Here is an 8544-nt window from a genome sequence, read left to right on the forward strand (position 1 = left end):
GGGTTCCTAGGGCTGCCGGGGTTCTGAGGGCTCCGAGGGCTGCCGGGGTTCCGGGCGCCCGGCCGTACTCGGCGGCGCCCCGCCCGGGCTCAGTGGCCGCCGGCCGGCGGTGCGGTGCGGATCAGCCGGTCGGCCGCCGCGTTGACCGGCCGCGGCGTGCCGGTGAGGTCCAGGGCGAACAGCGGCACCTGGAGCCGCCCGGCGCCCTCCTGGGCGTCCGGCCGGTAGCCGGCCAGTGAGAAGAACGCGCCCACCGCGTTCTCGTGCAGGCAGGCCAGCCATAACGTCTCCACGTCGCGCAGCCGGGCCGAACTGGTCGAGTGGTCGACCCGGGCCAGTACCCCGGTGCCGCGCACGTCCACCCCGGACACCGGCCGGTCCCGGTCCTGGGCGACCCCGGAGAACCCCAGCCAGCGCAGGTACGCCGCCGCGGCCGTGACCGCGTCCTGGCCGGTGCGGATCGTCACCGGTACGAACACCGGCCGCCGCACCGCGCGCGGCACACCGGCGGAGGGCACACCGCCGGGCGGCGGGTCCGCCGCCGGTAACGAGCCCTGGGGGACGCCGGCCCCCGCCGCCGTGCCCTGCGGCGTGATGCCCACGGCGCCCAGGTTCACCGCCGGGCGGATCACCACCCCGCAGGCGCAGCCCACCTCCGGGCGCGGCCAGTCGTCGGTGCGGCCGCACGCGCCGCAGCGCAGCTTGACCCACGAGTCCTTCCAGGTCCGCTGGCGCACGTGGGTGGCGACGCCGCCCGGCAGCACCGGTACGGTCAGCGGCTGACCGCAGGCACAGGGGAACGTCGCGGGCGTGTAGGCGTGCTCGCGGCGGCAGGACGGACAACGCACGGGCACACAGTCGGCCATGGCAGGACTCCATGCGGTGGGTCGGACCGTTGGGACGCTCCGGGTGATGTCCATGGTCGCACCAGCTACCCGTGCATGGCGCGGAATACGCGCCGCCGCTTAACCCACGCTCGCCACGCAGGAGTTGGGCACGTCGAGCGCCGGGCAGGCCCACGCCCGGGAGACGTTGGCGTTCCGTCGGCGCAACGCCATTACCCCGCACAGTAGTTGACGTTCAGTCAGGCTTACCGCCGGGGTGCCGGTACGGTCGCGTACCCGCCCGTACGGGTCGCGCCCGCCCGCCGGCCGTGCGCCGCGCCGGGGCCGCCGCTGGCCCCGGACGCCGTCGTGGTCGCATCATCACCCGGGAGACGACACGGCCCGAGCCGGGAGACAGCCATGCGCCTGAGGGTGGAGTTCACCACCGAACCGTTCGACCTCGACCACACGCCGCCGCACGCGGTGGCGGCCCGGGAGGAGATGGCCGGCGCCGCCCTCGGCCCGGTCGACGTCGGCCCGTTCGGGACCACCGCCGAAGGGGCCGCCCCCGGCATGCTGGACGCCGTCGACCGGATGCTGCGGCGCGCCCTGGCCGCCGGTGCCACCCGGGTCTCCGTCCAGATCGGCGTGCTGCCCGAGCCGCAGGACCGGCCGTGAGCGCCACCGGCGGCGCCGCGGAGTTCGCCGACGCCGTCCGCCCGCTGGCCGACGCGCTCGGCGGTACCCTGCTGCCGCCCGGCCAGGCCGCCCCCGGCGACATCGTGCTCGACTGGCGGGGCGAACCCGCCGTCGCCGTCCGGCTGCCGCACCTGGCCCGCACCCTCGACCACCTGCTCGCCGACCTCACCCGCCGCCACGGCCGCCCGCTGGCCGACCTCGACCGCCGCGCCAAGCAGGCCGTCGTACGCCAGATGGAGGAACGCGGCGCCTTCGCGGTACGCCACGGCGTGGAGACCGTCGCCGCAGCCCTGGGCGTCAGCCGCTTCACCGTCTACAACTACCTGCACCGCGAACGCGGCCCGGCCGACGGCTGACCCGCCGCCGCGCGCGCCCCGGCGGTGCGCCGACCCGCGCAATTCAACAGACTGTTGACGGAACGCGGACGACCCCGCAAGCTGTCCGGCAAGCCCGGTCCCGCAGGACGACCCGTGCCCCGGAGGCCCCATGCCCGCAGCGCCCCCCGCGGGGCTCGCCCGCCTCAACGCCGCCGACGACCGGCGCGCCGCCGACCTGCTGCACGAGGTCTGCGCCGCCCGCTCCTGGGCGCGCGCGGTCCTGGCGGGCCGTCCCTACGCCGCCCCGGAGGCGCTGTACACCGCCTCCGACGCGGCCACCGCCGCGCTGGACGACGCCGGACTCGACGAGGCGATGGCCGGCCACCCCCCGATCGGCCGCCCCGAACCCGGCGACCCGGCCTCCGCCCGCGAGCAGCGCGGCATGGCCGGGGCCGACGCCGCGCTGCGGGCCCGGATGACCGACCTCAACCTCGCCTACCAGGAACGGTTCGGCCACGTCTTCCTCATCTGCGCCACCGGCCTGACCGCCCGCCAGCTGCACGACGCGGCCGCCGAACGCCTCACCCGCACTCCCCGGCAGGAACGCGCCACCGCCCGCGCCGAACTCGGCCGGATCAACCGCCTGCGGCTGGCCCGGCTCGTCGGGGCCCCCGCCACCCCCTCCCCGGAAGGAGGCCCCCGGTGACCCCGCAGGAGCACCCGCCGGCCACCGTCTCCACCCACGTACTGGACACCTCCGCCGGCCGGCCCGCCCGCGGTGTCGCCGTCCGGCTGACGGTCCGGACCGGTGAGGCACCCGCCGTCCCGCACGCGCAGTCCGCCACCGACGACGACGGGCGCTGCACCGGCCTGCCGGCGCTGCCGCCCGGAGCCACCCACGCCACGCTGACGTTCGTGACCGGCCCGTACCTGACGGCCGTCCACGGCACGCCGGCCTTCTTCCCGGAGGCCGCCGTCACCTTCGCGGTCGGCCCCGGGCAGCACTACCACGTACCGCTGCTGCTCAACCCGTTCGGCTACTCCGTATACCGAGGGAGCTAGCGACCGACATGACGACAGTCCTCGGCCACAACCAGTACGGCAAGGCGGAGACCCGCGTCGTGCGGATCACCCGCGACGGCGACACCCACCACGTCCGCGACCTCAACGTCTCCGTCGCGCTGTCCGGCGACCTCGACGACGTGCACTACCACGGCGACAACACCAAGGTCCTCACCACCGACACCACCAAGAACACCGTCTACGCCTTCGCCCAGGACGGCGGCATCGCCTCCCCGGAGGAGTTCGCGCTGCGGCTGGCCCGGCACTTCACCGGCAGTCAGCCCGCCATCACCTCGGCCCGCATCCGGATCGAGGAGTACGGCTGGAGCCGCACCGGCGAGACCGGGCACTCCTTCGTGCGCGACGGCGGCGAGATCCGCACCGCGCAGATCCGGCTGGACGGCGCCGGGTGCGAGGTGGTCGCCGGGCTGCGCGGGCTGGTGGTGCTCAACTCCACCGGCTCGGAGTTCCGGGGCTTCGTCAAGGACCCCTGGACCACGCTGCCGGAGTCCCGCGACCGGGTGCTGGCCACCGAGGTCGAGGCCCGCTGGCGGTACGGCCGGCACGACGGCGACGGCGAACCGGACTGGGACGCGGTCCACCGCCGCTCGCGCGCCGCGCTGCTGGACGCCTTCGCCGACACCTACTCGTACTCCCTCCAGCAGACCCTGTACGCCATGGGCTCGCGCGTCGTCGACGCCGGCCCCGAGGTGGACGAGATACGGCTGTCGATGCCCAACAAGCACCACTTCCTGGTGGACCTCGCACCGTTCGGCGTGGCCAACCCCACCGACACCGGTGCCGTCTACTTCGCGGCCGACCGCCCGTACGGCCTGATCGAGGGCACCGTGCTGCGCGACGGCGCCCCGGCCCGGCTGCCCACCGACTGACACCGCGCCGGCGCCCCGCGCCGGCCGGCACCCCCGACCCGAGCCCCGTTGAGCCACCCACGGAGAGGCGGCCCGGCCGCAATGACCGAACGCGTCGTCATCGACAACGCCCACATCGCCACCGTCGACGCCGACGACACCGAACTGCCGCGCGGGCACGTCGTGGTGGCCGGCAACCGGATCGAGTCGGTCGGCGCCGGGCCCGCCCCCGAAGGGCTCGAGGGGGTGACCCGGCACGTCGACGCGGCCGGCCGGCTGCTCACCCCCGGCCTGGTCAACACCCACCACCACTTCTACCAGTGGCTCACCCGCGGCATGGCGCAGGACAGCAACCTCTTCGACTGGCTCACCACCCTCTACCCGGTGTGGGCCCGTATCGACGAGGACATGACCTACGCGGCGGCCCTCGGCTCGCTCGCGGCGCTCGCCACCTCCGGAGTCAGCTGCGCCGTCGACCACCACTACGTCTTCCCGCGCGGCGCCGGCGACCTGTTCGCCGCCGAGGTGCGGGCCGCCGCCGAACTCGGCGTGCGCTTCGCCCCGGCCCGCGGCTCGATGGACCTGGGCGCCTCCGACGGCGGGCTGCCGCCGGACTCCGCCGTGGAGAGCACCGACGCCGCGCTGGCCGCCACCGCCGAGGCGGTCGACCGCTGGCACGACCCGTCGCCCGGCTCGATGCTGCGGGTCGCCGTCGCGCCCTGCTCACCGTTCTCCGTCAGCACCGACCTGCTGCGCGAGGCGGCCGTGCTCGCCCGCGACAAGGGCGTGCGGCTGCACACCCACGGCAGCGAGACCGTCGAGGAGGAGGCGTTCTGCCGCGAACGCTTCGGCCTGGGGCCCACCGACTACCTGGAGTCGACCGGCTGGCTGGGCGACGACGTGTGGATGGCGCACTGCGTCCACATGGACGACTCCGACATCGCCAAGTTCGCCGCCACCGGCACCGGGGTCGCCCACTGCCCGTCGTCCAACGCCCGGCTGGCCGCCGGCATCGCCCGGGTCCCCGACCTGCTGGCCGCCGGCGTCCCGGTCGGCCTGGGCGTGGACGGCACCGCCTCCAACGAGGCCGGCGAACTCGGCACCGAACTGCGCAACGCCGTGCTGGTCAACCGGCTCGGCCCGCACCGCGAGAAGGCGCTGACCGTGCGCGGCGCACTGCGGCTGGCCACCATGGGCGGCGCCCGGGTCATCGGCCGCGACGGCGAACTGGGCTCCGTCGAGCCCGGCAAGCTCGCCGACCTCGCCCTGTGGGACCTGTCCGGCTTCCGGCACTCCTCGATCGCCGACCCGGTCGCCGCCCTCGTCCTCGGCGCCGCCGCCCCCCTCACCCTGCTGCTGGTCGACGGCCGCCCGGTCGTCGAGGACGGCAGGCTGCGCACCGCCGACGAGGACCGCCTCGCCCGCCTCACCCGCGCCGAGGCCCGCCGCCTGGCCCGGCTGGCGGGCCTGACGGGCTGACCGCGGCGCGGTGAACACGCCCCGGCGGCCGGGCTGTTCACCGCGGGCGGGGCCGACGGCCGCCGTCAGTCGAGGAGTTCGTAGGCCGGCAGGGTGAGGAAGTCGACGTAGACCTCGTCCAGCGAGACCCGCAGCAGCAGGTCGTGCGCCCGCTGCCAGGCACCGGCCGCGAACGCCTCGTCGCCCGACTCCGCCCGGATGGCGTCCAGTTCGGCCGCGGCCAGCGAACGCACCAGCTCCGCGGTGACGACGGCGCCGTCCTCCAGCACCACGTCCGCGTTGATCCACTGCCAGATCTGCGAACGGGAGATCTCCGCGGTCGCCGCGTCCTCCATCAGGTTGAAGATCGCCACCGCCCCCGAACCGCGCAGCCACGCCTCGATGTAGCGGATGCCGACGGCCACCGCGTTGCGCAGCCCGGCGCAGGTGGGGGCGGCCGCCAGCGAGTCGACGGCCAGCAGTTGCGCGGCGGTCACCACCACGTCCTCGCGCAGCCGGTGCTTCTGGTGCGGCCGCTCGCCCAGCACCGCGTCGAACGACTCGCGCGCCACCGCCACCAGGTCCGGATGCGCCACCCACGAACCGTCGAACCCGTCGGCCGCCTCACGGTCCTTGTCGGCACGCACCTTCTCCAGCGCCACCTTGTTGACCTGCGGATCGCGCCGTGAGGGGATGAACGCCGCCATGCCGCCGATCGCGTGCGCGCCGCGCCGGTGGCAGGTGCGCACCAGCAGTTCGGTGTACGCCCGCATGAACGGCGCCGTCATGGTCACCGCGTTGCGGTCCGGCAGCACGTAACGCGGCCCCGCGTCACGGAAGTTCTTCACGATGGAGAACAGGTAGTCCCAGCGCCCCGCGTTCAGCCCGGCCGCGTGCTCGCGCAACTCGTAGAGGATCTCGTCCATTTCGAACGCGGCGGTGATCGTCTCGATCAGCACCGTCGCCCGGACCGTACCGCGCGCGATGCCCAACCGGTCCTGCGCCAGGACGAACACGTCGTTCCACAACCGGGCCTCACGGTGCGACTCGGTCTTCGGTAGGTAGAAGTACGGCCCCTTGCCGGCCTCGATCAGCCCGCGCGCGTTGTGGAAGAAGTACAGCCCGAAGTCGACGAGCGCGCCGGGCACCGGCTCACCGCCGACCGTCAGGTGCCGCTCGTCGAGGTGCCAGCCGCGCGGCCGGGTGACGACGGTGGCCAGCTCCGCGTCCGGGCGCAGCGCGTACGTCTTGCCGCCGGGCGCGGTGAAGTCGATGCGCCGGGCGTAGGCGTCCATCAGGTTCAGCTGGCCGAGGACCACGTTCTCCCAGGTCGGAGCGGACGCGTCCTCGAAGTCGGCGAGCCAGATCCGGGCGCCGGAGTTCAGCGCGTTCACCGTCATCCGGCGGTCGGTCGGCCCGGTGATCTCCACCCGGCGGTCCAGCAGGGCCGGCGGGCACTCGGCCACCCGCCAGTCGCCCTCGCGCACCGCGGCGGTCTCCGGCAGGAAGTCCAGCGTCGCGGTGCGGGCGATCTGCGCCCGCCGCGCCGCCCGGTGCCGCAGCAACTCCGCCCGGCGCCCGGCGAACGCGGTGTGCAGCTCACCGAGGAAAGCCAGCGCCGGCCCGGTCAGCACCTCATCCTGCCGCGGCAGGTCCGGCGCACCGGTGACGACGGCGGAGGGGGCTGCGGACATGGCGGTCACTCCTTGTCACCGGCGGACTCCTGCTGGTCGGAGCATAGGTTCCGGCCGGGGGAAGATCAACGGTGCCGGACCGCCCCGCGACAGCGTCAGTACCGCTCCAGCAGCCCCAGGTCGGCGGGGGAGTCGATGTCGTCCGGGGACCCGACGTCGCCGCACTCCACCAGGGTCACCGCGTCCGCCCGCGCCGCGAGGTAGGCCCGCGCGCCGCGGTCGCCGGACGCCGCCGCCGCGACCCCGGGCCAGTGCGCGGCCCCCAGCAGCACCGGATGCCCCCGGTGGCCGTCGTAGGCGGCCGCCGCCAGCACCGCCCGCGGGTCCGCGCCGGCCGGCGTCCCCGCCAGCACCCGCCGCACCGCCGCCGCCCCGACCCCCGGCTGATCCACCAGCGTCACCACGGCCGCCACCGCCGAGGTCCCGGCCAGCGACTCCAGGCCCGCGCGCAGCGAACCCCCCATCCCCTCCGCCCACCCGGCGTTCTCCACCAGCACGCACCCGGCCAGCCGCGCCCGCCGCCGCACCTCGCCGGCCGCCGCCCCCAGCACCACGTGCACCCGCTGGCAGCCGCCGTCCCACAGCACCCGCGCCGCCCGCTCCACCAGCAGCCCGTCCCGGTACGGCAGCAGCGCCTTCGGCCGCCCGCCGAGCCGCCGCCCGCCCCCCGCGGCCAGCACGATCCCCGCCGTCCCGGCGCACTCGTCACGTTGCGTCATGACCCCGCCCGTCCTCGCTCGCCGGCCCGGCGTGTTTCCGGCATGTTTTTTCGGCCCTCCGTATGGCGCGACGCGCGGAGCGTGTTCTTTACTGGTTCGGCTCTCAGGACCACCCGAAAGGGAGTGTATTGAGTGTCGAACGACCGGAACCGTCCCCGCGCCGTGACCTCCCTGGCCGCCGCCGCGCGCACCACCCCGCACGTCCTGCACCCCGACGACGATCCCCGCGTGGCCGCCCTGCGCGCCGCGATCGCCTGGCTCAGCCACGAACTCGCCGCGTACCCGGCCACGCTGCCGGACCGCCCCGTCGCGCAGGAAGCCCTCTCCGACATCGACACCCGCGCCGCCACCGGCCACCTCACCGCCCCCACCCTGCGAGCCTCCCTCCTCACGGTCGCCGGCGCCCTGGGCTCCATCAGCGCCCTGGCCCTCCCCCTGACAGCCCTGCGCCGAGCCGCCGACCCCTTCTTCCCGGGCCACTGAGGCGGAGCGGAAGGCCCAGCTCCTTCCACTCCGCCACGCCACGTTCCCGCGCTGTGCCGGGCGCCCCGCCCCCCTTGCTGTCCGTTCCCGCCGAGCCCGATGGCCCAGGTCTTCCTTTCCCTCCCCACCCCAACGTTGCTGCCCGTCGCGAGAAAACGGGAGCGGCCGGGACCCACCCCGTTGCTGTCCGTTCCCGTCGAGTCCGATGGCCCAGGTTTTCCCTTCCCTCCCCACCCCAACGTTGCTGCGCGTCGCGAGAAAACGGGAGCGGGCCGGGTGGGGTGGGTCCAGAGGTGGGCGCTGTCGCATATTTGTGGCCCCCGAATGCACCGTCGAGTCTGCGAACGGCGGAGGCGGGGGCCGTAAATATGTCGGCCCACCGGGACCCCCCCCCCCCCGCCCCCCCCCCACAAAAAAAC

The 8544-nt window shown here is 75.1% G+C and carries 10 protein-coding genes; 7 read left to right on the forward strand and 3 right to left on the reverse strand.

The features are described 5' to 3' along the window. Positions 1-89: 89 nt before the first annotated feature. Positions 90-866: a hypothetical protein gene (locus POF43_RS16165; protein WP_271323751.1), complete on the reverse strand. Its 777-nt coding sequence runs from the start codon at positions 864-866 to the stop codon at positions 90-92. 378 nt (positions 867-1244) lie between these two features. Here POF43_RS16165 and POF43_RS16170 point away from each other — a divergent pair, with 378 nt between their 5' ends. The 6 genes from POF43_RS16170 to POF43_RS16195 all read left to right on the forward strand — a co-directional run bounded on the left by POF43_RS16170 (position 1245) and on the right by POF43_RS16195 (position 5250). Continuing rightward, positions 1245-1502 (forward strand): hypothetical protein, encoded by a 258-nt coding sequence (locus POF43_RS16170; protein WP_271323752.1) that lies wholly within the window; start codon positions 1245-1247, stop codon positions 1500-1502. Continuing rightward, on the forward strand, positions 1499-1879 hold the full coding sequence (locus POF43_RS16175; protein ID WP_271318335.1) for a helix-turn-helix domain-containing protein: 381 nt from the start codon (positions 1499-1501) through the stop codon (positions 1877-1879). The genes POF43_RS16170 and POF43_RS16175 overlap by 4 nt, the downstream gene beginning before the upstream one ends. A 130-nt stretch (positions 1880-2009) precedes the next feature. Beyond that, the gene (uraD, locus tag POF43_RS16180) at positions 2010-2546 is read left to right on the forward strand and encodes a 2-oxo-4-hydroxy-4-carboxy-5-ureidoimidazoline decarboxylase (RefSeq protein ID WP_282698881.1); all 537 of its coding nucleotides are present in this window, start codon (positions 2010-2012) and stop codon (positions 2544-2546) included. Further along, complete coding sequence (gene uraH, locus POF43_RS16185) at positions 2543-2902, forward strand: hydroxyisourate hydrolase (protein ID WP_271317427.1); 360 nt, start codon at positions 2543-2545, stop codon at positions 2900-2902. Before uraD ends, uraH begins: the two co-directional genes overlap by 4 nt. Before the next feature lie 8 nt (positions 2903-2910). Beyond that, entirely contained in the window at positions 2911-3792 is an 882-nt protein-coding gene (gene pucL / locus POF43_RS16190) for a factor-independent urate hydroxylase (protein ID WP_271317428.1), read from the forward strand. Between the two features lie 81 nt (positions 3793-3873). Further along, a complete protein-coding gene (locus POF43_RS16195; protein ID WP_271325112.1) occupies positions 3874-5250 on the forward strand; it encodes an 8-oxoguanine deaminase in 1377 nt (458 codons plus the stop codon). Between the two features lie 65 nt (positions 5251-5315). Here POF43_RS16195 and aceB read toward each other — a convergent pair whose 3' ends face one another. Together aceB and POF43_RS16205 are read right to left on the reverse strand one after the other, a co-directional pair. Next, on the reverse strand, positions 5316-6923 hold the full coding sequence (aceB, locus tag POF43_RS16200) for a malate synthase A (protein WP_271325111.1): 1608 nt from the start codon (positions 6921-6923) through the stop codon (positions 5316-5318). Between the two features lie 95 nt (positions 6924-7018). Then, positions 7019-7642 carry a nucleotidyltransferase family protein gene (locus POF43_RS16205; protein ID WP_282704612.1) on the reverse strand — a complete coding sequence of 208 codons (624 nt, stop codon included), beginning with the start codon at positions 7640-7642 and terminating at the stop codon, positions 7019-7021. A 132-nt stretch (positions 7643-7774) separates the two neighbouring features. Between POF43_RS16205 and POF43_RS16210 the strand changes: the two genes are divergently transcribed. Further along, entirely contained in the window at positions 7775-8125 is a 351-nt protein-coding gene (locus POF43_RS16210) for a DUF5955 family protein (RefSeq protein ID WP_282704613.1), read from the forward strand. Positions 8126-8544 lie beyond the last annotated feature (419 nt).

It is taken from the genome of Streptantibioticus silvisoli, from assembly GCF_027947535.2.
Classification (GTDB): domain Bacteria; phylum Actinomycetota; class Actinomycetes; order Streptomycetales; family Streptomycetaceae; genus Streptantibioticus_C; species Streptantibioticus_C silvisoli.

Coding starts and splice junctions, on each gene's coding strand:
- POF43_RS16165 (WP_271323751.1), bottom strand. CDS start 866: ATGGCCGACTGTGTGCCCGTGCGTTGTCCGTCCTGCCGCCGCGAGCAC.
- POF43_RS16170 (WP_271323752.1), top strand. CDS start 1,245: ATGCGCCTGAGGGTGGAGTTCACCACCGAACCGTTCGACCTCGACCAC.
- uraD (WP_282698881.1), top strand. CDS start 2,010: ATGCCCGCAGCGCCCCCCGCGGGGCTCGCCCGCCTCAACGCCGCCGAC.
- pucL (WP_271317428.1), top strand. CDS start 2,911: ATGACGACAGTCCTCGGCCACAACCAGTACGGCAAGGCGGAGACCCGC.
- POF43_RS16195 (WP_271325112.1), top strand. CDS start 3,874: ATGACCGAACGCGTCGTCATCGACAACGCCCACATCGCCACCGTCGAC.
- aceB (WP_271325111.1), bottom strand. CDS start 6,923: ATGTCCGCAGCCCCCTCCGCCGTCGTCACCGGTGCGCCGGACCTGCCG.
- POF43_RS16205 (WP_282704612.1), bottom strand. CDS start 7,642: ATGACGCAACGTGACGAGTGCGCCGGGACGGCGGGGATCGTGCTGGCC.